At 55.7% G+C, this 23,449-nt stretch carries 11 protein-coding genes; 6 read left to right on the forward strand and 5 right to left on the reverse strand.

The genetic code is table 11. From position 1 onward, the window contains the following. The first annotated feature begins 19 nt into the window (after window positions 1–19). Window positions 20–595, forward strand: coding sequence for a helix-turn-helix transcriptional regulator (locus MWU39_RS11185; RefSeq protein ID WP_247160087.1), 576 nt, complete (start codon window positions 20–22; stop codon window positions 593–595). 1,108 nt (window positions 596–1,703) lie between these two features. Further along, window positions 1,704–2,231 carry a hypothetical protein gene (locus tag MWU39_RS11190; protein WP_247160089.1) on the forward strand — a complete coding sequence of 176 codons (528 nt, stop codon included), beginning with the start codon at window positions 1,704–1,706 and terminating at the stop codon, window positions 2,229–2,231. 56 nt (window positions 2,232–2,287) lie between these two features. Here MWU39_RS11190 and MWU39_RS11195 read toward each other — a convergent pair whose 3' ends face one another. Genes MWU39_RS11195 through MWU39_RS11210 form a run of 4 tightly spaced genes read right to left on the reverse strand, consistent with a single transcriptional unit; the run spans window position 2,288 to window position 9,298 of the window. Continuing rightward, window positions 2,288–3,469, reverse strand: a complete 1,182-nt coding sequence (locus tag MWU39_RS11195) for a GIY-YIG nuclease family protein (RefSeq protein WP_247160090.1) — start codon at window positions 3,467–3,469, stop codon at window positions 2,288–2,290. Then, complete coding sequence (locus MWU39_RS11200) at window positions 3,462–5,549, reverse strand: DEAD/DEAH box helicase (protein ID WP_247160091.1); 2,088 nt, start codon at window positions 5,547–5,549, stop codon at window positions 3,462–3,464. Before MWU39_RS11200 ends, MWU39_RS11195 begins: the two co-directional genes overlap by 8 nt. Next, the gene (locus MWU39_RS11205) at window positions 5,550–6,560 is read right to left on the reverse strand and encodes a hypothetical protein (RefSeq protein WP_247160093.1); all 1,011 of its coding nucleotides are present in this window, start codon (window positions 6,558–6,560) and stop codon (window positions 5,550–5,552) included. Beyond that, window positions 6,557–9,298, reverse strand: coding sequence for a DNA methyltransferase (locus MWU39_RS11210; protein WP_247160094.1), 2,742 nt, complete (start codon window positions 9,296–9,298; stop codon window positions 6,557–6,559). The genes MWU39_RS11205 and MWU39_RS11210 overlap by 4 nt, the downstream gene beginning before the upstream one ends. Before the next feature lie 119 nt (window positions 9,299–9,417). On the opposite strand from MWU39_RS11210, the gene MWU39_RS11215 reads away from it, so the two are divergent. The 3 genes from MWU39_RS11215 (at window position 9,418) to MWU39_RS11225 (ending at window position 14,966) form a co-directional block, all read left to right on the forward strand. Further along, window positions 9,418–11,199: an AAA domain-containing protein gene (locus MWU39_RS11215; protein WP_247160096.1), complete on the forward strand. Its 1,782-nt coding sequence runs from the start codon at window positions 9,418–9,420 to the stop codon at window positions 11,197–11,199. Between the two features lie 180 nt (window positions 11,200–11,379). Next, window positions 11,380–13,248, forward strand: coding sequence for a hypothetical protein (locus MWU39_RS11220; RefSeq protein ID WP_247160097.1), 1,869 nt, complete (start codon window positions 11,380–11,382; stop codon window positions 13,246–13,248). 59 nt (window positions 13,249–13,307) lie between these two features. After that, window positions 13,308–14,966, forward strand: coding sequence for a hypothetical protein (locus MWU39_RS11225; RefSeq protein WP_247160099.1), 1,659 nt, complete (start codon window positions 13,308–13,310; stop codon window positions 14,964–14,966). Between the two features lie 619 nt (window positions 14,967–15,585). Here the strand turns inward: MWU39_RS11225 and MWU39_RS11230 are convergent. Then, entirely contained in the window at window positions 15,586–22,092 is a 6,507-nt protein-coding gene (locus MWU39_RS11230) for a YadA-like family protein (RefSeq protein ID WP_247160100.1), read from the reverse strand. A gap of 280 nt (window positions 22,093–22,372) precedes the next feature. Here MWU39_RS11230 and MWU39_RS11235 point away from each other — a divergent pair, with 280 nt between their 5' ends. After that, window positions 22,373–23,404: an AraC family transcriptional regulator gene (locus tag MWU39_RS11235; RefSeq protein WP_247160102.1), complete on the forward strand. Its 1,032-nt coding sequence runs from the start codon at window positions 22,373–22,375 to the stop codon at window positions 23,402–23,404. Window positions 23,405–23,449 lie beyond the last annotated feature (45 nt).

Below are 23,449 nucleotides of genomic sequence, written 5' to 3' on the forward strand. Positions count from 1 at the left end.
GTTGGCTGACACAGATCCAATGAGTGTTAGAGATCAGAGCTTAGCGGAAACTGCCGCTGCGAAGATGCTGTCAGCGGCTTTGAAGCGCGCAAGCGAAGAAAGGGGCATGAGCCTTCGCAAGCTTGCAAAAATGATGGAATACAAACAGGCTGTGGTGCTAAGTCACATGTCGCTTGGCAGGGTTCCGATCCCCCTCGACAGAGCGGAGCAGTTCGCGGATGTGCTCGGAATCGACAAGCCGACTTTCTTGCGCGCCGTTCTGGAGCAGCGGCATCCAGAGGTGGAATGGTCGTTGTTGTCGGGTGCGGCCGTTGACCCAGCTACTGGGAGTGACCCGCTTGCCGAAGAACTTCAGGTCATTTTGGGCAAGGCGCTTAAAGATCTCTCCAAGAGCCAGCGCCGCGTTTTGCGAGAGGTAGCAAGTGACGCAGAGGCAGCACGTCGTTGGCTTTCCGTCCAAGAGTTACCCGTAATGGAGCTCGTTCGCCAATGGCGGCCAGGTATCGTAGAAAATGGATTATCTAGTGATGACCGCGTTTCACTGAAATCTTTCTTTTTCGAGCAGCCCCGTCCTCCACGCCGGACAAAAAGGTAAAAAGTCTTCGTACCCTAGCGCGTATACGTGTGCGTGCGCGTTGCGCGCGAATATGCTCCATGGAATCATATACTCACATGTAACCCATAGAATCATAGTTCATATACTCACTATACCGTATACTCTTACAGAGTATGGAAGCGGTGCTTCTTTTTGTCGCATTTTATTATCGATTAACAATAACTCCTCGGAGTGTGAGAAGATTGCATGACGTGTGACGGTTCTATCATCGAAACGGCTCCGACAATATCTTGGCGCTAAAGGTACGCTCTCGATGAAATGGCGCTCACGTCAGCGGTTGAACATGCCGTCAGGCAGCCTAGGATCGCCTCTGAAAGGCGAAATGAACGTTTATGCTACCTGGGTGCCGCGACAATCAAAAAGGCGCTAAGAAACAATCTGTGTGCCTCTCCACACACATCGTCGGAATGGCGGCCTGAACTGGTCACTCTGAAGGGTGGCTGTTTGAGCGCCGGATGTTATCAATCGAATGTTGTTGTCCCCTAGCGCGTATACGTGTGCGTGCGCGTTGCGCGCGAATATGCTCCATGGAATCATATACTCACATGTAACCTATATAAGATAACTCACATATACTCACCATAATGTATACTCTTACAGAGTATGGAAGCGGTGCTTCTTTTTGTCGCATTTTCTTATTGATAAACAATAACCTCTCGGAGTGAGGCAAGAATCCTACGGAGTGATCTTGTCTTGCGCGGAGTTTGCCCGGCAATCCATGCTAAGCTTAGAGGCGAGTTCGGCAGAGGGCTTGGGCTGGCGATTACTCATCTCGGTAAGCAAACATCTGACCGCCGCTAGGATTTTCGGGAGGATTTCAATCCGTGGCCAAGTTGAGAGTGGTTGTACAAAAGTTGACCTGATTCACGCAAAAATTTCCAGCTAGGCGCATTCACACATTCACCGGCTCGGAACCTTAATTCTTATTTTACAGCTCTTTAATAAGAATTTCAGTGATCGTCGTTGGTTGAATCGCTCAACCTCTTCCCGGCGCCCACTTCCCACCGCTGCCACTGCATTGCCCACCCGCGTCCAAAACGCAGATCGCTTACCAAACGAGCATCACCAACCAAGAAGGTAATGCTCAATGAAATTTGAATTGTATCAGGTCACCATCTCTCGTGCACAGCGGCAGGTCACAGGCTTTGTGCTGGCCCCTGACCCGCAGCGAGCCGAAGAGATCGTCACCGCAAACGAACTGGCGCTCAACGAGGAGAACCAGGGCTTTACTCTGGAGCGCGTTGACGAGACCCTCCCACCTGATCAGCGCAAAGGTCTTGATGCGCTTCTTGAGAGCGCTCCAGTAGGTCTGGCGAGCTATTGCGAGCCAATCGGTTGGATCGCTCATGCCATTCCGGCACCAAAGCTGCGCTTGTATCGGATCGAGGAAATGGTGGGCGGCACACACTTTGTCATCGCCCCGACCTTTGATCTCGCTGTGGCCGTTTACTGCGATTGCATGGAGCTTGAAGAGGGTGGGGATAGTGTCTTCAATGTCCAAGACGGCACCATCGGCCTCAAGAATGAGGGGCTGCGCGGATTGCCAGCACTGCTCGAATTTGGCCCCATCGGACTTGTGCAGTGGCATGATGATGTCGGCTGGTCGATGAAGTAATCGATCACAATGACCTTGCCGTGAATGGAACACCACTTCACGGCAAGGTCTTTCTTCTAAACGGGCAATATGCTTGCGGTGCTGGCGTCGTAGCGGTGCCGTGTGATCGTGCGTGCTTTCACGAGCTCCACGACCTTGTCGATGATCGGAAGCGGAACCAAGAACCACTCACGAGGCCGAACGAAATTACCGAAACGGTCGGGTATTTCGATGTCTAGACCAACATCAGCAAAAAACCGATGAATTAGCTTCTCCAGCTTGTGAGGATTTACGTTGAATAACTCATAGGTGGCTACGATCTCGACGTCGGCTAACAGGTAGGTCGATTGTAAACGAGCTCCGGCGATGCGCTGCTCAACTTTTCCGTTTGTCACCCCTATCTTGTGCAAGACCTCTTGGTGCTTCACTACCGTGGGATGATCAGACTTACTACGGAGCACATATATCGTGCCGCTCGCCTGATCGCCCTCTTCGTGCTCACCAGAGAACAATGGTCCAGCGTCAGCCTCAACTACGCGCCTCCCGGCATCGCCATCGGCGTTGAGGGAACGTTGGAGCGACCGCATGAGCATTTCGCTCTGCGTACCATTGTCGAAGATAACACGCAGTCGCGCATCGGAGCGCCCATGATCGGTGATGAAGGTCTCACCCATTTCAGCCACATACGCGATTTGCCCGCCAACGATGAAGAAGCGCCCTTGCTGGATTTCAGACTTCAGCCCGAACTTCCGCGTCTCACGTACTCCGCTTGCAATATCGGCAGCCACTTGGTTCAGCAGAGGCTCGAATTCTTCAAAGTCGGGACACTTCTCACGGCTGGCAACTTCCTCGGCAGCTTTCTTTTCGGCGCGGGTTTGAACATGCCGAAGGTTCCGAATATCGCCGCTTTCCAGCCCATCGCCCAGCTCGGCGAGCAACTGATCAGTATCAATTTCTTCAGCAGATAGGGCAGACGGCTGACCTTGGACGTCAAGCAGACCATCGGCGTCAAGATCGGCAAGCAGGTTTCGGCATTCCTCGGATGAGCGAAGACGATCGAGCCTCACCGCGTATAGCCGCTCGAATATGTCACGCTCTTCCCCATGCTGCGGAGCGCGACTATGCTGTTCGAAGAAACGTAGAATATCCTCGAACCCGCCAATGATGCGCTCTTCGCGAGGCGTAAAGTTGGCTCGCTTCGGCTTTGACTTGGCGAAAGCGTCCAGTTCTGTGCGCAGAGCGTCGAGGTCGTCAGTCATAGCGACCCTCATCTTTATACCGGACGAACGCGGCTGCACCTTCTGCCAATCGCTTTTCCCAAGCATCCGTAGAACTGATCTCTGGAAGCTTGCTACGCTCGCGCTTGAAACGGACGGCGCGCAAAGCGAGGTCCTTCGCTTCATCTACAGAGATAGTAGTACGCTTGGCTGAAATTACAGATGCGACCTGCTTGAGTGTGCCTTCGCTCATCGATTTTGCAAGCACTGAGTAGGCGGCTTGGAACGGGTTGATGCTATCGATAAGATCGATGTCGAGATCGCGCACGTCCATGGCGAACTTGCGAACACCATCTATTAAAGCGGTATTGGCACGTTCCTGGTTCGGGTCATCGTCGGCGGTATCGCTTGTTGCAGCCAGCTCCTTGGCCTTCTGAGTAATGCTGAGGGCAGCTATGGCATGCTGGCGCACGGCTTCCTGATCCTCATCAGTGAGGTCGGGATAGCGGTCACGAACTATTTTCCCCATCTTCAGTTTGGTTAGTTCCTGCGGCATGGTTTCACCGCCTACGTGCTCAGCATCGAAGAGGCCACGCTCCAGGGCACTCTTGTCCTGCACGAACGCGGTGATGACCTCGTTCAGATCCTCGCGGCAAATCCGCGACGCTTCAGGCGTCTTTGGCTCAACAAGCCCCTTGATCTCGAAGTGCAGCTGCCCCGTCGAGTCATTCACGCCAAAGTTGGTTTCGCCCTTTTTGTAACCACCGGGACCATAATCAAAATCTTCAATCGGCCCCATGTCTTTCGGCGTGAAATTGAAGCGCGGCGCGAGAACCTGCTCCATCAACAAGCTCGCAGCGATCGCCTTCAAGGTGTCGTTGATCGCATCTGCTACTGCCGCTTCTGAGGCATCAGGTTCAGCAATCAGGTTGGTAAAAGTGGCGCTTGCCTTTCCTGGTGCATCCCGCGTCGCGCGGCCAATAATCTGAATGATCTCTGTCAGACTGGATCGATAGCCGACGGTCAACGCATGCTCGCACCAGATCCAGTCAAAACCTTCTTTGGCCATGCCGAGTGCAATGATAATGTCCACATGGTCGCGATCGTTTTTATGCTTGGGGTCTTTCAGCGCAGCCAGCACCTTCGAGCGGCGAGCAGGATCGCTGTCATCCACCAGGTCGGCTACCTTGACCAGCCGACCATCTTCCATTTTCACTTCATGGAATCCGGTGACAGAATTGGCGCCCTGCCATTCCCCGATACTCTCCATAATGTGTTCGACTTCCTTGACCTTGTCCTTCGTGCTTTCGCGAGCGTTGACCGAGGGTATATGCACGATCGTTTTGCGGGTCGGGTCAAGCACCGCTTCGATCGCGTCGAGATACTTTCCGGTGTAGAAGAAGTAACCAATGTCGAGCGACTTCAGGTGCTCGTAACCGTTCAGCTGCTCGTAGTACGTGTAGGTCACCGTCTCAAATTTGAGTTCATCTTCCGGTAGCAAGACAGGTTCCGCGTCACCTCGAAAATAGCTACCCGTCATTGCGACGACATGCGCCTTGTCGCGTGTGATCAACTCGGCGAGTTGACTGCCCAACCTGTTCTCTGGGTTTGACGATACGTGGTGGAATTCATCAACAGCAATGAGACGGTTATCGAATGCCCCTATGCCGAGGTTCGCAACGGCGAACCGGAAGGTCGCGTGTGTGCAAACAAGGATCTTGTCGTCGCTTTCGAGAAACTGCCCAACGGCGCGCACTTTTGATGGGTCGGCTCGCTCTTCGTCCTCTCCCGGCGTGTTGCAGAGGTTCCACTTCGGCTTGACGTTCCAGTCTGCCCAAAAGCCAAACTTCGAGAGCGGCTCGTCGGCGAAGCTGCCACCGATCGACTTCTCCGGCACCACGATGATCGCCTGCATCACCGCTTGATTATGCAGCTTGTCGAGCGCGATGAACATAAGCGCGCGCGATTTACCCGAAGCTGGTGGTGATTTGATCAGCAGGTATTGCTCGCCGCGGTATTCGTAAGCACGCTCCTGCATTGGGCGCATGCCCATTTCATTATTTTTGGCAGATGCCCCGGTGCGTGCTGTCTGGAAGCTGACGGCTGGTATTACTTTCGACATTTAGCTGATTGCTCCATAGCGACGCCCGCCCGTCATTTGCATGACATTATGGATCTTGCTCCCAAAAAGGTTCTCAAATTCTTGAGCTTCAAGAGCATTCATCAGGACACCTTTTGAAGATCGCTCAAAGACCAAGACCTTACCATCATAGACTCCGAAGCCATGAGTTTCAGGCATTGGGAGTGAGATTTTTTCCATGCCGTTTCTGTTGAAACGCAGCACATTAGTGACATCGTCGCCGACAGGGGTTCTGAATGTAACCGATCCGATGATTGAATTTTTCTTTGGGTTCTTCTTCCCTTTCAGCCCGAAGAAGGTGTGAAAACCCTTAGGGAAGAAAATTTGATTCCCAGGTTTGTCATTACCTCGGTTCTTCGTCACGTAACCAGCCTCGATCCAAAATCGGTTTGTAACTTTTGCCTTCCCCTTGGGGACCTTGGAGTCCTTTTCGGATTTGCTGGCCGCGAGACGAAACTCATACTGCTCAAGGATATCTTCAAGGGGCGTCGAGACTGTCCAAAGTTCCTCAAACCTTTGTTTGGCATTTCCCAGAACAGGCGGGTCGGCAGATGTGACCGAAAAAAGTGAAGCTCCCGCTTCGATACTGCGTCGCAAGCCGTTGTATGAGAAGTTGCCTGAACCTAGGACTATTGCCGTGCCTTCTTGACCCTTCATGAACGCGATCTTGGCATGGAAATCCCTACGGGGCTGGAAACCCTCCTGCTCAAGGACCCAATTACCGTCGAATATTCTGACTTCTGTGTTCGCCTGATCCGAGATTGCGCGCAAAGCCCTTGGGTCGGTTCGGCCATAGTCAATACCGAATAGCCAGCGAGAGCTGGTGTCATTCCAAAAATCCGTCCCGAAAGCCAGATCAAACGCTCTAAAGCCGGATTGGCGGGCATAAGCGTAGCAGCCCAAAAATTCACTAGGTGATAGGGAATCTGCCATCCGACGCAACTCAGAGAGCGTGGAGACATCATCATCAAAGTCGTGAGCAAAGGCAGTCATAAGCTCTCATCACCTCTACTTTCTGCAGCATCATACGATGCGAACAATCGTTCTAACCTTTCCGTGTCATTTGGGATCTTCTTACCAAAAAAGATTCTTTCGACGACTTCATCATTCTGCTCGTGAGCCCTTTTGAGATCGTCAGGCATTTCGCCAGCAGCATATAGATCCGAGATGGTAGCCGGATAGTGCGCTTCACGCGCTAGTAAAATGCGTTCCGCGCTACGTGTAAGATCTGCCATCTGTCTTTCGGTCAAAGATGGCAGAGGAAATGTGTTCCAGCCCAGAGTGTTTGAATAGGAAAAGTCAGTCCGCATCCTGACGCATACAGTTCCGATCCATACCCAATGCAATCTTGAAGCTATGACAGCGAGATTCCACAGCGGTGCATCATAGAGAGCAAAGTTGCGATCACCGATGACGTAGTTGTCAGCTAGGTAATCGACTGGCAAATAATCCCGATTTTCAGACGATACTCGCGGAACGACTATTGCGGCATTCTCTGCTCTGCCTGCAATTTGAACAAACCTGTGCGGTCGTTTAGCAAATTCACGCGTTGAAACTGCAGGTGATTGACCTCGATTTTGAGCAACCTTGGACAGCCTGTCTTTGATGAAAGGGATTTCGTGTGCCGCCTCCACGTCGTCATCTTCGATCCAAAGACAATATCGAAGCTTTCCATTGATCAGCTCTTCTGAGCCGACAAAACGTCGGACAAACCGCCTGCTTGATGCATCATCTGCGAGCCGCTTAGCTTCTTCAGATGTCAAAAATAGGTGTCCACCATCGCGGGGCATGTTGCCAAATAGCATCGTCGATTGAGGGCCAATTGGGAGATTTGATTTTCTGACCACGCCGTTCTGGTCTGGCACAAGGTATGGCCCGATTACATTACACTCGCGGACCATACCTGCATCGTCAAAGAGGAACTTCGGTTTTTTTGATTTGCGGCCAAGCCCCACAATTATGACCGTCACACCGGCATTATGACTTGCAAGATTTTGCCATTTGAATGGGGTGTGTGCGAACCGAATCTCAATGTCGCTTATGTACGCAACGGGCCAAATATCCGAAGCCTGCTGCCCTTGGCATATGCTATTCGTAGTCACAAATGCAGCGACCGTCCCTGGCACGACGTGTGCGTATTCCAAGAAGCGCGCAATCCAGCCAGACACAAAGTCAGTCTTTCGCGCAAGTTGCCGATGCTTGCTCCAAGCCTTGGCGAGATCAGCTTTCTGCGCATCCGATTGCCACTTACTTCCCTTGTAAGGCGGATTACCACAAATGTAGGTTTCCCCACCAGCATTCTCAAAGTCGATTTCTGATTGATCGAGCGGCGTTTCGAAAAGGTCATCTGCTCTAACCTTCACGCTTGTTCCTGTCGGAGGACAGACGCTCAGCCAGTCGAGGCGAAGAGCGTTGCCGCAAGTGATCCAGTTCTCGCTGTCGAGCGGGAGGAATTCGGCCAGGGCTTCTTTCTGACCGCGATAGAGCACATCGCATTGATACTCGGCGATGATGAGCGCAAGGCGCGCAATCTCGGCAGGGAAATCGCGGAGCTCGATTCCGCGAAAATTGGTACTTGGAATATCAGTTTTGCGGTCGGGTTCGCTGCGCCTACAGTTAATCTCCGCTTCGATCTCACGCATCTGCTTGTAGGCGATGACGAGGAAGTTACCGCTGCCACAGGCTGGGTCGAACACCCTAATCTTCGCCATCCGGTTGCGTAGATTAGCAAGCTTTCGACCGTTATCGCCGGCTTCCTCCAGCTTCGCTCGCAGGTCATCGAGGAACAGAGGGTTCAAGACCTTCAAAATGTTCGGCACGCTGGTGTAATGCATGCCGAGCGCGCCGCGCTCCTCATCATCAGCGACCGCCTGAATCATCGAGCCGAAGATGTCGGGGTTGATCCTCGTCCAGTCGAGACCGCCAATATGCGTGAGATAACCGCGCGATGTCCCGCTGAAATACGGAACGTCGATGCTGCCGCTAAACAGCTCGCCGTTCACGTATGGGAAGCCGTCAGCCCAGCTCTTGATGCCGGCCGTCTTGCGATCGGCAATCGGCGTGTTCATGGCGCGAAACAGCTCTTGGATAACCTCGGCAGTGTTGTCCGCACCGCCGCCGCTCATGGTCGTAACCGTTTCGGTAAACTTATAGCTTGGATGAAATATGTCCGTGTCTTCGGCGAAGAAGCAAAAGATGAGCCGTGCCATGAAATGGTTCATGTCCTCGCGGCGGTTCTCCCAATCTGGATTGTCCTCACGCAGCTTCGTGTAGAGCTTGTTCAGCTTCCCCGTCGCACGAATGTCGATCGTGCTGTCTTTGATCTGCGGAACGGTGGTGACGCCGGCAAGGGGCAGCAGAACCCCAAAATGCTCGACCAGATCTTCATACTCACAGACGATCAGTTCGCCGCTTGAGAGGTCTTCCACATGGATGTGCTCGCCATCAGTGGAGAGGATGAACTTCGCCTTCTGGCTGGCCGTTTTGGGGCTCTCACGTAGCGCAGAAAGCGTATCCGCCGTCGCACCAGCCGCGCAGGTGGCAATGTGAATGTTGCTGCGCTGAAGAACGCCGCCTGCGACATCCGACTGATTTGTGGAGCCCTTACGCAGGCGATCGATCGTGGTTTTCTTGTTCCCGAAAGCAGTCAGGAACTGAAATGGAAATTCGGCAGCATCGAACGGCCGCTCAACAAGCTCTGATACAGCGTCTGCAATCTCTACGGGGTTCATGTGCATACCCCTACGGCGAATTCTTTCAGTCGCCAAGCAAGACAAGTATTGCGTGAGTGCATAAACAGAAACATAAAGATGTTAGTGACTTGTGACGGGTGGTTGTTGGGGGATGATGCATGGCGCTGACCCGCGCTGACATAGTCAATGCATTGGCCGGTGAACGTGCGATCAATATGCAGGGCGCACCGTTCGAGGTGTTGAACGCGGAGTGGGAGGAGGATCTGATCGTTCTCTCTGTCAAGCCGGGCAAGTCACGCAACAAGCTACCGCTTGATGAAGGTCTCGAAGGTGCTCGCATCCGCTGGGGTGTAGAGCTGGACCAAGGCGGTCTCATCAAGATGGTTGATCCCGACAAGGAGCGCATCGTCCTCCAACTGGTCGAGGGCCGCATGCCCGATGCAGGCAAAACCGCATGGGTATTCCAGAATGATTTCCTCGGTCCACTTATCGACATGTGGAATGGCCCAATGGCGAATCTCGCCGCCAAACGTCTGCGGCAATCAAAAAAGCAGTTGGAGCCGCTCCAGCTGATTAAGCCGTTACCAGACGACTACAGCGACTTGCGAGAACGTCAGGTGCTTGCGGTCCAGGGCACTGCCTACCGTTGCTCGATAATGATCGGGCCGCCGGGAACGGGTAAAAGTTATACGATCGGCGCGATGACCTCTTACCTCTTGCGGAGGTGGGAGAAGGGGCGTGTTCTCGTTGTCGGTCCTACAAACGTCGCTGTCGATACTGCTATTCTTGCGATCGATCACTGTTTGCAGCGCTTGGGGCGGCATGATCTCGCGAGGCAGGTGAAGCGTGTCGGAGCACATTTCGACCCAAAGAAATATGCCGATCGACCGCATCTTCTCGCTGACGGAATAGCCGACCGCGTCACTGAGTATCTCATGCTCGAAGCAAGCGAACCACCTAAGAGTAAGATCGTCGAATACGTGAAGTGGAAGGATCAGCTAGCGGCTGCGAGACGAAGCCTTGGCGCTGACATACAGGAAACAGCAGCTGCTGCGCGCGTCGTAGGCGTCACCGTAGCGACGGCTGTTCGCTGGCATGAGTTCTTGCGCGAGCCTGCGTTTCCCTTCGTGCTGTGTGATGAGGCGTCACAAGTTCTCGGCCCAGCGGCTATGATGGTGACCGCGCTCGGCCAGCAAACGATCTTTGCGGGTGACCCCCACCAGCTCTCCCCGATCGCGCGCACCGACAACAAGAGCGTGCACAGAAGGCTCACGCGAACTGCCTTCGACATCTTCGATCACGTTCATACGATAAGGCTAAACGAGCAGTCGCGCATGACGCAAGCGATCTGCACCGCGATTGGCACGACGTTTTATGATGGCGACCTGCGTGTGTGCAAAAAGGCAGTGAAGGATGCAGATTGGAAACGCGAGCGCAGCGCTTTCTTTGTCGATGGCCGTGAGGTCCCGCGGATATGTTTTGATCAAGTCAAAGAGCCGGCGACCTACTCGACCAAGTATGGCGGCTTCATCCGCTTCGAGTCTGCGCAGCTGGTGCTGAACGCCTGCGATCAGCTGGCCGGGTCATACGTAGACCCTACTGACATCGCGGTCCTGACGCCTTATCGAGCGCAAGTTGCACTGATCCGACAATTTCTCCGCCGCAACCACCCTCAGATCAGCGTGAGCACTATTCACCGTGCACAGGGCAGTGAGAAGACCTTGGTTATTGTTGACCCCGTCGATGCTTCAAGCACATTCTTCAATGGAGCCGAAGGGAGGCGGCTGATCAACGTGGCACTCTCACGCGCCAAAGCGCATGTGGTTATACCTTTTCATGAGCGAGACCTCGCCAACCCCTCACTCAAGAAGATCCACACGCAATCGACGAAGTTTTGGAACAAGGCGGGCGCTTACGCTGAACCGTTCAGTTTTCGATAGGAGCGGCGGTCAAACGCGAATGAGTTAGCAGAGGTCACGGAACCGTCTCCATGAATTGGTTGCGACAGAGAAGTCCTAGGGATGATTGCCATACCGCATCCTGATGCCGCCTATCGGGCGTAAGAAAAATGGTTTGTGCCATCCATCGATCCGCTTTCATTGTACCTAGTTCATGCACGAGTGATCGCATCACTCACCAAACTTGATCGTAATACGACTGATCGCAAATGTGCCAGCAGACATCTGTCTTGCTGGCATTCCACACAAGCTGCCCTATTTACAGATGGTTGTTCTGCTAATTTACTGCGGGGGATATGGATGAGCGAAATAAACAGCCAAATTTCTGACTTGCGCGATGCTATTGCCAACGAGCATCTGCTTAGCCATTTGGCAGAAGTGCCTTATGGTGAGGTCGAAAATGTCGCTTCCGCTTTTGTAAGCCTTGTCCAGGATGGCGAGTTGGACTTCATGTCCGAGTTCAGCGCGCGCACACTTTCTGGGCTGACACAAACAACATCTCGCCGGATTGAGCAGGTTCTGGCAGAGGTATTGCCGCAGATTGATTGTGAGCCATCCGTGGCGATGGATATCAGTCACGTGTTGATTGATTTGTGCGAGCAGCCGGGATCAGAGCACACTGCCATTTCCATGTTCGAGAAATGGCTGGATTCTCGCACTTCCAAAAGCTCGGAAGTGCTCGCCGCTTTGGAGGCTGACTCGCGCGATAGCCCACTCCTGCTAGGCACTTTACTAGCTCTCGCCAAGGTGAACGCTGATGAGGCGGTGACTCGTTCTGTGGCCATCTGCGATGATCAACGTCCGGTCATGCGCCGCCACGCCGTAATGGCGCTTGGCTATATGGAGCTAAGTGGAGAACACCTGCAATCGGCCAACGACTTCCTTGTGAAGCGCTCTGGCCCCGCATCGTTGGAAAGCGATCGTGTGAATGCCATCAGCGCTATTCATCGGCGTTTGCAGGGCATCGAAGACCCAAAAGATAAGCCCCCGCAGTTGTTTGAGGCTCTACAAGCAGCGTGCAACAACCCGCCCCCTGCAGTTCTTAACGAGCTTGTCCACGGGTTGATACTTGAAAAGATCAAGCATCCCACCTCTCTCAAAGAGAGCATCTTCGCCCTCATCCCCAATGTCCAGGCGGATCAGGCGCAAACCATCGATCTGATCGATATGGTACTCTACGGGCTTGATCTTGATACTGAGCGTGACTTGGTGTTGCGCGTCATCAAGGGGATGCTGACCGGCGACCCGCAGGCCATCGGAATTGATGCAATTGATTCGACGAAGCACAAGTTGGCCGGGGAACCTCCGAGTGTCCTTTGCTGGTATATCGTCGAACTTCTGCTTGATGGACGCCAAACTTTAGGCGAAGCGGCGGCGAGAGTTTTCCCTCCGCTTGATGTAAAGCTCTATCCCTTCGATCTAGCCCCGCATGACCTTTCGGAGGATGAGCTCTTCTATCTCGTCCAGAAGGTTTTCGCCTATTTGATGCTTTATCGCGGACCGGCGGTCTCGCTGCTGGCGGCATGCCTCGAACTCCTTTCTGGAGACGCGCTCAAGGCAATGGAAGACGAAATTGCGTCATTCTGGCTTGGGAATTACCCAGGTGATATTGCCCTGTTTGAAAGTGTGCTCGACACTTCATCGAAATTGAAGCCGTCGGTGAAGCGGCTTAAGAAAGCAAGAGATGAATACCTGAACGGTCTTTCTGATGGCCAAGGCAACGATGCATTCAAGCCGTCGCCACCAGAGCGTCAAGCCCAATGGGATCGAAAGCGCAAAGAGCAGCATCAGATTGCGAAGCAAGCCCACAAATCGTCGGTCTTCCTTTCTTTGATCCACACCAAGACGATGCTCTACGGGCGTGGTGCAGTGTCCTATGTCTATGGGTCTGGGGCGGATGAACCGACTAGGCATGAAATGCTTTACCAATCGCACGAGTCTTCGACGCCAATTCCCCGAATGGAAGTTCACTGTCCGGAAAGGCTTGCCTATTTGAGGTTGCGCTTTCGGTTGGAGGAACGACCCCAATGAAGGCACTCCTCAAACAATACCTAACGTCGCTCAAGGAACGCGATGAGCTGGATGTCGTATTGCCAGACATTCTGAGTGAAGTCGGTTTTAATGTGATCTCTCGCCCCAAGAGGGGGACGAAGCAATACGGCGTAGATGTTGCAGCCATCGGCACTTGGCCAAAGACCGGTGACAAGGCACTTTTCCTACTTTCAATAAAATCTGGCGATTTGAAGCGCACAGATTGGGATGTCGGCCAGCAGGCGCTGCGCCCGTCACTCAACGAAATACTCGATTACTACATCCCGAAACACATTCCGAAACGCTATCAGGACCTCCCGGTCGTAATTACCATGTGTTTTGGCGGTGATATCCATGAGGACATTCGTCCAACGGTCGATAGCTTTGTCGATAAGAACACCGTTGCTCAGCAGATCGAATTCGAGGAGTGGAACGGAGATCATCTTGCAGACCTGATCGCAACGGGACTCTTGCGTGAGAAGATATTCCCGAAGGAAGTCCAGTCGAACTTCCGCAAGGCAGTTGCATTTGTTGATGAACCTCAAGTTTGCCTAACACATTTCTATGGCGTCATTGCTGAGCTCGCTTCTCAGGATTTCAAGACAAAGGCCGCCCGGCTAACGGCGGTTCGCCAGATTTACCTCGCAGCGTGGACTATTTTTGTTTGGTGCCGCGATGTGAAGAATCTCGAAGCAGCTTACCTATGCAGTGAGCTTGCGGTGCTTTGGACATGGCACCTGACTCGCGATCAATTTGAGAAGCGGTCGAAGGTAGCAACCGAGTTAGAAAGCGCGGTCAATAAGATCATTCAGCTCCAGCGGAGTATTGGCGAGGCTTATCTCGAAAAGCACGTTTTTCCTCTGACCGAAGCCAGAGATGCTCTTGCATCCTCGGTGCCATCGTCTTCGCCGCTGGATGTTAATCTGAAGCTCTTCGATGCGATGGGAAGGGTTGCGCTACACGGATTCTGGATATTGTTGACGCGAAACCGACTTCCAGACGATACAGCCGATGAGGTTCTTGACCAGTTCAATGCGGAGATAGAGCGAGTTGAGCGAACGCTCATCAATATGGTTGAGAACAACCCTGTCTATTTCACGCCGATCAAAGATGACCACGCCATCGAGATAATGCTGGCGTGCCTGTTTCTTGCTCAACAGGGACGCCACGATTCCATTCACAAGTGGGTCGAACAGATCGCCTACGCAACGATGATGGCATACCGGCGTGGCGGTTACTATCCATGCACTTTGCAGGAATATTCCGACTTGGCGGAGCACCCGCAGCCATCTGACGAATATCGAAAAGAAGTAACCGCCGGCTCAATCCTCTATCCCACACTTGCGATCTGGTTGGCGATCTTGCGCCACGAGCAAGCTTTGAGCGACATTGCTGACTTCAGTGCCAAGGGTATGGAACATTGTACGTTTCAGCTTTGGCTTCCCGACAGCGCAACCGAAGATCACCTCTACCGGAATTCCGCGAGGCATGGTGTTGGACTGGATGGTTTCGATCTCGAAAATGGGTCTGAGAAGGTGATCGAGTTGATCGAGAAAGAAATCGAAGCAAGTCAGGCTTTTTACGAGCTATCAGCATCACGAACTAACCTGTGGCCGGTCATAATGATGGCATGCCGACACTATCGCCTTCCATTGCCACCACATTTTTGGACCGTCGGTCCATCTCAATCGGGAGAGTGGGACGACACCTCTGTTTAGCTCAGAGCCAGACATCATTGTGATATGAGCCCTTTAACGCCGCCTTGGGGGTCGGTTTGGGGGTCAAACGTGGAAATAACGGTAAAAAAAGACGTTCAAACAGTAGCTTATGTTAAAGCTGCGAGTCCTCTTCTGGCACCAGATTTTCCTATGATCCTGAAAGCGCTGATGAATCGTCTGAGAGACGATCCTCATCCAACACTTGCTCCGACCATCTGCTACATCGTAGCAGTCCACGATCCTCCAATTCTCCCCGCAAACGCGACGCTGATCGAACCGCAGAGTGCTACGACAGACTGCTAGGAGATCGTCCTCGTGGAGTGTTCCTTCGACGGAAACGATTCTACTGCCGACGCTCGGTCCCTAACTAAGCAGCGCTCAGCCGGCGCAGATGGACGCTGGCTCCCGGATCCGATGCCAGACAGATCATAGGGCTAGCGCGGCAACTTCGCTACACTGGATAGCCTTGGGACAAGAAGTTCGGGCTCGAGCTGATGAGGCTGACCATCAATGACGCTCAACGGTCTCGAGCTAGGGCACTCATTGGATATTCGCACACGAAGATGGAGAGGCCATGAGAGCCCCTCCATCCAGAGTTGAACCGTGAGACTCCAAGCGGTCAGAACTCACCGGCGATCCCGGCGCGCACTGCGGTTGAGTTGCCGCCCGCATAGGTGACCCCGCCGGTGATCGCGATGTCACCTTCGAAGCGATGCGTCAGACCCAGCGATACTCCTACCTCACCGCGATAGGTCGCCACATTGCTGGCGTAACTGGTCTTGCCAGCTTCGCTCGGGAAGTGCGGGTTCGCCTGCGCGGCAATCGACGCGATGCCACGCTGTGCGTCGCGGTCGATCGTTCCGGCAAGGTCAAAGAGCGTGTCGACCTGCCCTTCGAGAGTGGTGACCCGGCTTGCAAGCTGGCTGAACTGTGCATCTGTGACCTGACTCACGATAGGCGCGAGGCTTGGCGTGTTGGCCGCCGCAAGCGCACTGCTTGCTGGAGTGGAGACCTGCCGCGTCCCTGCATCAAAATCAACATCGGCAGGAGGCTCCGGCACATTCTGTGTCGCATCGTCCATTGCTACGCGTGCAGGCATGCGTTCGGATGCGATTTCCGTCACTGGGCGTCCCGGGGCGACCGATTCCTCGCCGCCTTGTGCCGGCGTGCTGGTCTGGATTGAACGCGACGCATCGGCGGTTGCGATGCCTGCTCCCGGCACGCCAGCTGGTCCGCCATCCACGCTGGTTGCGCTGATTACGGGGGCGTTGGATGGTGCCGTTGCTGTTGCCGGTGCAGTTGCAGTTGCAGTTGCCGGTACCGATACCGACGTCGGTGCCGATGTCGGCTGGGTTGCAGCTACAATGGCCGGAGCAGATGTGCCAGCTGGGCTAGCGTGCGTAGTCAGTCCAGGGGAGGTTATCATGTCGGTAAAGCCAAGATTCCCGTCCGCATCGACCGTGACATAGAACAGCGATCCGGATTGCGCCGCATTGGAATCTAAGGTCGGCAGGCTCGGCATCGTGATCGTCGCCGAAGGACCGCCTATCACGATCTGGTTCGCCCGCGTGGTGAACGCCCGGAAACCGATTGCTAGTGACTGGTCAAAGGCAGCTGTCGCGGCCTGCCCGACTGTCATCGAGTTAACGCCCGAGGCTGTTGATGACCCGCCCAGCGCCACCGCACCATTGGCGGTCGCGCGCGCGAAAGTGCCGATGGCGGTCGAGTTGATCCCGGTCGCTTCGGTCAACGCGCCGAGCGCATAGCTGAGCGCGCCGCTTGCCGTGGCATCGTTGCCCACTGCAATTGCAAAGTCTCCGGTCGCCTCCGCGCCGTCGCCATCATTCTCAACCGGGGTATCCCCGCCGATTGCGGTGGAGTTACTGCCCGAAGCAGTGGTTCCGGTGCCGAGGGCTAGCGCATCGGTGCCAGTAGCACTCGCCGCCGTGCCGCTCGAGTTGGTCGCCAGATAGGTGGAGCCATTGGCCGCGATACCGGCAATTGCCGTGTTAACCTGACCGACCGTCGCCGCATCGCTGTTGGCGGTGCCATTTGCAACATTGACGATCCTGCGCTCCGCACCCGCGTCACCGACTGACACGGTGTTCGCGACATCCGCGACCGATCCGTGTCCCAGAGCCACACTGCTAGTGGCTGAGGCAGCTGAACCAGTGCCCAATGCAACGGAATTGGCCGCGGTGACCGATGCACCTGAGCCCGCGGCCAATGCCGAGTTGCCCGCCGCATTGGCGCCTGTACCAAGCGCGGTCGCACTGCTTCTGGAAGCAGCGGCGCCTTCGCCAATGGCTACGGCTCCGGTCCCACTTGCGAAGGCATCGGCACCTAATGCAACGGTTCGTGTCGCGCTTGCCGAGCTCTGGCTGCCGATAGCAATTGCTTCGGAACCGGAAGCGCTAGCGGGATTGCCGGTCGAATTGACAATCACATAGTCGCTGCTGGCGAAGCCTGCGCTCGCCGCCACAGCGTTAAGCTGGGCTATCGTCGCCGCGTCGGTATCGGCTGTACCATCAGCCACATTGGTGATCCGGCGCTCTGCTCCGGCTGAACCCACAGAGATCGTGTTTGCTTGGTTCGCAACCGAGTAAGAACCGATCGCCACCGAGTCTCTGGCTGTGGAACTTGCGCCTAAACCGAATGCGATGTTGTTTCCGCTTCCGGTTGTGGACGCATCCGCACCGATTGCGATTGACGCTTCCGCGTTTGTGTTGGCGCCATCTCCAAATGCGATTGTCTCGTCTTCTCGTGCGACGGCATTGATACCAATCGCGATTGAGTCAGTTCCAGTTGCCGTTGCGGCAGCACCACTTCTGATGGCGATCTGCGGGATGGAAGCGCCCGCGACCGCCGCATTGAGCTGGCCCACAGTCGCCGCGTCGCTGTCTGCCGTGCCATCGGCCAAGTTCAGGATGCGGCGCTGATTGCTGCTCGAACCAACCGAAATGGTGTTCTCGACATCGGCAACAGAAGCGAAGCCGATAGCAGTCGCTCCTTCGGCAGTAGCAACAGCATCAGATCCCAGCGCGACCGCATCGACTGCGTTGGCCAGGGCCGAAGAACCCAGAGCAAGGCTGGTACCCGCACTCGCTTCTGAATCGACACCGAAAGCGGAAGCGCCAACGCCGGACGCGAAACTGTTGGACCCGACTGCAATGGCATCGAATGCCCTTGTCTCGCTGCCTCTGCCCACAGCTATGCTTTGGTCTGCGAAGGCATAGGCGTTGTCGCCGATGGCAACTGCACTGCCGCCGGTTGCATAGCTATCTGCCCCAAGTGCCACAGAATATGCTCCCAAGGCTTGCGCCCCGGCCTGGCGACCGACCCCTTCGACAAGGCAGGTGACGCCGTCGGCGTCGAAAGTGATGCAGAAGGTTTCCTCTGCGTCTGTCCCGTCAGAGCCAATCGCGACCGCCCCTTCCCCGCTGGCGAAAGCGAATGTGCCCATTGCGATAGCACGATCAGCACCAGGGAATACGGTGGCGGCTGCGCCCAAGGCAATGGAGAGATTGCCGCGCGCAAGCGTTCTTGAGGGCACAAGAGAGCCGTCTCCGGTCTGCCCGTTCAAAATTTCCGAGCCGAGAGCAATGGACGCCGTCCCGCGCGCATCGGCGTTCTCGCCGCCAGCAAATGCGCCATCGCCTGCGGCCCAAGCATCAAACCCGATCGCCGTCGACCCTGCTCCACCTGCGGAGGTCTGGCTGCCGATGGCAATCGCATCGCTACCGGAAGCGCTAGCGGGATTGCCGGTCGAATTGACAATCACATAGTCGCTGCTGGCGAAGCCTGCGCCCGCGACAGCTGCATTGAGCTGGCCCACAGTCGCCGCGTCGCTGTCTGCCGTGCCATCAGCAACATATGTCAGGCGGCGAGTGATGCCTGGCCGACTTTCGTCGACCCCGGAGGTCGCGGGATCATCAAGAACTTCAGCGCGGCCAAAGGAGACTGTGTCGGCCACATCAGCCACCGATAGAGAGCCGATCGCGATCGATCTTTCCGCAGTTGCCTGCGCACGACTACCCAAGGCCACTGTGCTTCCTTCGCTTGCCAGAGTTCCGTTCCCTAGCGCGACTGCCGAGACCTCAGTTGCCGAAGCAAATGCGCCGAGCGCGACGGAAAACCCTTCGATGGCCTCACTTGATTCCCCAATAGCGACGGAATTGTTACCCGAAGAAACGGCGTTGGTGCCGATTGCGATGGCATCAAAGAACGACGCTGCTGCGCCATACCCCATTGCCACGGAACGGGCCGCTGTGGCCGATGATCCGACGCCAATGGCCACGGTATTTTCCGCGCTGGCTTCCGTGTCGGCGCCTAGAGCTACGGAGTAGTCGCCCGTGGCGAGAGCGCCGATGCGGACCGAGCTGTCGTTAGGATCGTCGGTGTCCGGTCCGTCGCTGCCGATGGCTATGGAGCCTTCGCCTGATGCAATGATGGCTCGACCCAGAGCAATGCTGCGTTCGCCAATAGCCAAGGCGCCTGAACCGACTGAAGTCGCATCACTTGCACCTGCAAAAGCGCCTGCACCCAACGCAGTAGCATCAGCGCCACCAGCCAATGCCGCATTGCCAAGCGCGACAGCGTCATTTGCAGGGGCCACAGCGTTAATGCCGATAGCAACTGTGTCATTTCCGCTGGCAACGGAGTTATACCCGATTGCAATGCCGAAATCGCCCGTGGCGGCGGCGTTGTCGCCAATGGCGGCAGAGCGCAATCCGCTCGCATTGGCGTCTGACCCCAAAGCAACGGCGTAATTGCCGCTCGCCTGGGCACCGGTGGCTAGGCTTGTTCCTTCATCAAGGCAAGTGACGCCATCTGCGTCAAGTGTAATGCAGAAGGTATCCTCTGCATCATCACCGTCTCCGCCGATTGCGATTGCGCCCACACCCGAGCTTCCGGCGAAGGTGCCCAAAGCGATCGCATCATCCGCGTCGGCGGATGTGATCGCGCCAGCGCCAAAAGCGATGGAGCGATCGCCTTCGGCGAAGGTTCTCTCTCCGATCTCATCACCTTGAGCGTTTTGTCCGTTTGCTATCTCTGAACCAATCGCGATGGCCCCCAGACCCTCGACACTGGCGCGATAACCTGCCGCAATGGCTCCTTCACCTGCTGTGCCCGCACGCTCTCCGATAGCAATCGAATAGTCATCGATTGTAGAGGAGCTTTTGCCAAGGGCCACCGAGCCTGTTCCTTCGGCATCGGCGTCATCGCCAACGGCAACGCCCCCAACGTGGGACGCGCCCGAGCTGAAGCCCATAGCGATACTGCCAGCCGCCTGCGCGCTAGCATCGGCGCCGAGAGCGACAGACCCTACAGCAGTAGCCTCCGCGCTGTCACCAAAAGCCGATGAGTCTGTCGCGCTGGCCGAAGCACGCGATCCAACGGCAGTAGCGTTTGTAGCTGTCGCTTCGGAGCGTTCGCCAAGGGCGGTGGCTGTCAGGCCCGAGGCGAGTGCGCCGGTGCCAAGTGCAACTGTACTGACCGAAGAGGCATTAGCGTCGGGTCCGATAGCGACGGCGAAACTGCTGGTGGCTTGCGCGCCATTGGAATCGCTATCCGTTCCGTCGCCTCCCAGAGCGATTGAGGACAGGCCGCTTGCGTTCGCTTGGTCTCCAATAGCCACTGCGCTCGATCCAGCTGCGCTGCTGTCCGCCCCCAGAGCGACGGCGTAATTGCCGCTCGCCTGAGCGCCAACTGCCGGTCCGGTGCCTTCATCGAGGCACGTGATGCCATCTGCGTCGAGCGTGATGCAGAAGGTATCCTCTGCATCCGCGCCGTCCGCGCCAATGGCAATAGCGCCCACACCCGAGCTTCCGGCGAAGGTGCCCAAAGCGATCGCGTCATCCGCGCCGCTTGTGACGGTGGCACCGGCACCGAGAGCCGTGGAGCGGAAACCGTCGGCCTGGGTGTTGCTCGAAAGGGCGCTGCCGTCATTCGCCTGTCCATTGGCGACACTTGCACCCAGCGCGATGGAGGCCGTTCCTTGTCCTTCTGCATCATCACCGATTGCAATTGCCCCGTCGGCATTGGCGTAAGTGTCGGCACCAACCGCGACTGAATTGAGCCCTTCGGAGTTGGATGATCCACCGATAGATACCGCGCCTGCGGCATTGCTGAAGGCGCTGCTGCCAATCGCAACGCCATTGATTTCGAGGGTCACAGCGGAGTTGCCAAACGCAATACCTGCTGTTCCATTGCTGTAGGCAAACCGCCCAATCGCAATTGCGCGATTTGCATCCGCAGTTACAGTGTCACCAATCGCAATAGCTTGATCCGCAATTGCCGTCGCGCCGCTTCCGATGCCAATAGCCGATATATGAGTCGCGTCCGCCGCGCCGATCGCAATGGATCTGGAATTCCGGCTGTCGGCACCGTCACCAAGCGCCACTCCGCCTAAACCCGTCGCGCTCGCCTGATAGCCTACGGCAGTGCCCTGCAGGCCGCTTGCAACACTTGCATCGCCCACGGCGACGGCGCGGTTGCCGCTGGCGCTGCTGGCATTGCCCAGTGCGAGCGCCCCGAACCCGGAGGCGCTTGCCGCCGTTCCCACGGCAGTCGAGTCGGTAGCGTTCGCTGAGGCCTGATAGCCGAATGCTGATGATCGCAGTCCGCTTGCGACGCTGGAATCACCAAGAGCGGCTGAGCGATTGCCGGTCGCGCTGCTGGCATTGCCAACAGCTACCGCGCCAAAACCGCTGGCGAGGGTGTCTGTTCCTAGAGCCACGGAAAAATTGCCAGTCGCCTGCGCGCCGATTTGAACTGACGAATCGTTGGGATCGTCCGCGTCCATGCCGTCTCCGCCGATCGCAACTGCGCCCACTCTTGATGCTACAGCATTGGAGCCAAGCGCTGTCGAATCGTCGCCGGTCGCCTCTGCAGAATTGCCAAGCGCTGTTGCGTCGTCACCTGTGGCGACGGCATCGGGTCCGCAGGCCAAGGCATTGTTGCCGCTGCCATTCGCTCCGCCATCGGTATCTCCAAACTCGGTGACCTCATCATCGTCAGCGGTATCGAGAAGGCATTCTTCGGCCTTGGCCTCTTCAGGCGCGAGCGTGGCGGTTCCAACAAGGGCAAGAGCGCTGGCGCTAAGGAGCAGATGTGTGGTCTTCATGGTGTACGGTTCCCGTCAGTTCTGATCGCGCCAGAGCGCGTGAGTGATGGGGACGGGGCTATGGCGATGAAGGTTAATATAATCATTGGGAAGACTACTGAACCCACAGATTGAGACGCTCGCTAAACGAAAAAGAGACGCTGAGAAAACTCTCGCCGATCCGAGGCTTTCCGCATTCAGTGAAACTGGTAAGGTCCCAATCACAGAATGATGCTCCTCGCCTTTCGGGTTCGCACTCCGGGCGGAAAACAACCTGGACAAAAGTCCAGAAAATGAAACGATGACGATTGAAGATAAACCACTTCAGCCGATGCGGTTGGATACGCGCGGGCTCCCGCTCGAGGAGGGCCTGCGGCTTGGCCATGATCTTCTCGGGGGAGGAAACACCCTTCTTCCACTTCCGGGCGACCCGCAGAAATTTTCGCTGAGCGGCGAGCTGTGGGTTTTCGCGGAGCTTGCAGCGACAACCCAAATCGACATGAATCTTCGATGGTCACGTCAGCGCGGCACGCCTCCTGTTGATGCCATTCGTTATCATGTTGCCACTGAAGGTCGGCTCGACGGCATTATCGACGGTGAGATGGGTCAGCTTGTGCCGGGCGATATAATGGTCATGTCGAACACCGTCCCCCTCGTCGCCGATGTGGAAGCCTATGCGGGCCGTTTCGTCAGCATGTCGGTCGCCTCACTCGGCGATGAACGTGCGAGCGGCTTTGGATACAAGATCTTGCGCGCAGACGATCCTGAAACAAAGTTCATCGCTTCTTCGATCGAAACCTTCATCAATAGCCTTAAATCAGTGGACCTGCTCACCGGGCAACGTTTGGCGCGAATGCTGCGGGGTGTGCTGGAGACGCACCTAGACGGCTTACTGGATGACGTTGATTTGACTTCTGTCGGCGGACCCAAATGGCAGGCCCCGATGCTTCGTTTCATCGAGGAAAATTTGCACAATTCGGGATTGTCGGCTGAAATGCTTATCGAGTCATTCCCGGCATCGCGCGCCGTCATCTATCGCACTTTCGAGGAATTTGGCGGTGTGTCCCGGTACATTTCCCGGCGCAGGCTTGAGCGTGCTCTGAGCGTGATGCTCTTCGACCAGCCGGATGCTCCGGTGAACCAGATCGCGCGGGAGCTTGGCTTTGCCGGATCCAGCCAATTCTCGACAGCGTTCAAGAAACTATACGGTGTACCGCCAAGCGAGGCACGGGCGGCATTTTCAGTGGACGAGCAAAGTATTTCGGCGGCGCCAGGGATTTCCAACCAAGGCGTGCTCATGAGGGAGATGCATGAGCGGTCCGGACATGTTTGAGTTACCAATTACAACTCCAAGTACCGAAGCAAGAAGCCTTGAGCA

It is taken from the genome of Erythrobacter sp. F6033 (assembly GCF_023016005.1).
GTDB lineage: Bacteria > Pseudomonadota > Alphaproteobacteria > Sphingomonadales > Sphingomonadaceae > Erythrobacter.

Coding starts and splice junctions, on each gene's coding strand:
- MWU39_RS11185 (WP_247160087.1), top strand. CDS start 20: ATGAGTGTTAGAGATCAGAGCTTAGCGGAAACTGCCGCTGCGAAGATG.
- MWU39_RS11190 (WP_247160089.1), top strand. CDS start 1,704: ATGAAATTTGAATTGTATCAGGTCACCATCTCTCGTGCACAGCGGCAG.
- MWU39_RS11195 (WP_247160090.1), bottom strand. CDS start 3,469: ATGACTGACGACCTCGACGCTCTGCGCACAGAACTGGACGCTTTCGCC.
- MWU39_RS11200 (WP_247160091.1), bottom strand. CDS start 5,549: ATGTCGAAAGTAATACCAGCCGTCAGCTTCCAGACAGCACGCACCGGG.
- MWU39_RS11205 (WP_247160093.1), bottom strand. CDS start 6,560: ATGACTGCCTTTGCTCACGACTTTGATGATGATGTCTCCACGCTCTCT.
- MWU39_RS11210 (WP_247160094.1), bottom strand. CDS start 9,298: ATGAACCCCGTAGAGATTGCAGACGCTGTATCAGAGCTTGTTGAGCGG.
- MWU39_RS11215 (WP_247160096.1), top strand. CDS start 9,418: ATGGCGCTGACCCGCGCTGACATAGTCAATGCATTGGCCGGTGAACGT.
- MWU39_RS11230 (WP_247160100.1), bottom strand. CDS start 22,092: ATGAAGACCACACATCTGCTCCTTAGCGCCAGCGCTCTTGCCCTTGTT.
- MWU39_RS11235 (WP_247160102.1), top strand. CDS start 22,373: ATGACGATTGAAGATAAACCACTTCAGCCGATGCGGTTGGATACGCGC.